A 2,031-nucleotide genomic window follows, 5' to 3' on the forward strand; every position below is an offset into this window, starting at 1 on the left:
ATGGGGCAGTTAATATCGTAGCTTATCTTTATATCTTTATAATTTGTAAGATTACAGATATTCGGACTTGTATCCAAACCATTCATGTCTAATTCGAAACAGTTACCTTCATCGGATAATTCAATTACAGGATCCGGATTGCTTGCAAAATTTAATTGTGCATCTCCGGTATTGAAGATTCTAATAGTCAATTCCCCATTGGCGTTTAAATCTGAGGAGGTAAAGCTGCAAAAACCATTATTTTCTATCATTTTTATACCATTAATCGGGTGGTATTGGTATACTTCCATTTCCGGTTGCACGTACTGACCATTAAAGTTATCATCGCAAGGGCCTGTTCTATTGTTATTATCATTCCAGTCGGCTGAAGTGTTACAAGGAGGTTCCCATCCTTCAGGCATTTCAAAACCCCAGTTCCAGTATCCGTCTTTATCTTTATCATAGGTATGAATATAATACTCCTCGTATCCTGGTGGCTGAACTATAGGAGTTTGAATCATATTAGGCGAACCTAGTGAATAAAAAGTATCATATATACACGGGTAATTATGATTTGTACCAAGAAGGAGCTTGGCTGTAACATACCCTTGGTCATTATAAAATGGCCAATTAGGAGGAATTGGGGGTATCCAAGCCTTATAACCCCAACTGTTTTTCATAATCCAAACTGTTATCCCATCTTCTATTCTGTAACCGGTTAAAACCACGCAATGAGACATTGAGGAATTAAATAATTTACCGACCTCAATAATTAATGGACCCTCTTCAATTAGTTTTCTTTTAATGAATTCGCCTTTATTGACAATGGCAGGATCGTCCAAATCATAAACGTTGTAATCATCGAGTTTTACAATATATGGAGGCTCTGAGCACTTTGAAGCGAATGAACAATCCAATTCTGGTGGAGAGCCCTCACATAGTGAGTCTGGATCAGACGTATATTCGTAACATTCCTCATTTACAACACCGGTACCTTGAATATAATCAAGAATGTCATCTATATATTTCCCATTATCACATGAACAACCGACAGCGATACCAAAATACTTACTGCAATTAAAGGCATCTCTTTCAGATAATTCAAGACCATTAATAATATCGGAGTGGAAATTGAAAAAGAGATTAATATAGGCTTCAAATGCACCGATGGATCCGAATGCAGAACAACTATTACAGCCATGTTGATCTCTAATATTAGTCATCCAACCGTTGTTCTTTTCATTAAGTTCTCCATCCCAGTATAAAGACCCCTCGATGTCGGCATTATGTTTCTCGCGCCAGTCAAAAGATGAGATCAGCTCTGTTGTTTCATCTGTGGGCGGTATTTGTTCAATGATCACACTGTTGTATGTGCCTCCTAAATAATAGTCAATTCCAAGTAAATTATATCCTTCCCTGAAAGTATGTTTTTTTTGGTAATAATACTGTTCAACCTTGGGAGTGCTATATGCAAACCACTTCCAGCCTCTCTCATTGATATAGACGTTCATGTTGTCAATTTTCTCCAGGTCTTTGTTTTGCTTGGAAGTATACTGAAGACTGTCGAGATTTTCCTGCCAGGTTGCTGAATCGGATATATAACCTAATTGCAGAGTAGCTTCACTAATGAATATTTTCAAATATTCCGGGATGAACCCGTTCAGGTAAGCCGTCTCATCACATTCACCGGAAAAAGAATAGTAAGCTGAATCGGCTATCATAGGATAATATTCAAACATCATATACTCCAGCGAATCCTCATTGCCCACGACAACTCTTACCAGGCTGGTGTCCGTATTCAACTGAACGCTTCCGCCTATTTTCAGGCTGTATAGCGTGTCATACGGGCCAAAAGGATGCAAAACCGCATCAGCGGTAAAGGTGCTGTCAATCACAATGGTTTGGGAGTGTAAATTATTGTTAAAGGCGCAAGTACTTAATAATGTTATCATTACGCAAATAAAAATGGGGGGGGGTAATTCGTTTCATGTTGATTGGTTTTGGTTGTTTACTATGCTATAAAGATATGGAGAGTTTTTTGATAAGTCAAGA

1 protein-coding gene is annotated in these 2,031 nt (G+C 38.0%); it reads right to left on the reverse strand.

Features of this window, described 5'->3' with window-relative positions; translation table 11 throughout:
• Nucleotides 1-1,874 (reverse strand): hypothetical protein (locus KKA81_10990; GenBank protein ID MBU2651450.1); only part of this gene is annotated, 1,874 nt, incomplete at its 3' end.
• Nucleotides 1,875-2,031: the final 157 nt, after the last annotated feature.

The sequence above is a fragment of the Bacteroidota bacterium genome (genome assembly GCA_018831055.1).
In the GTDB taxonomy this organism is placed as follows: Bacteria; Bacteroidota; Bacteroidia; order Bacteroidales; family B18-G4; genus M55B132.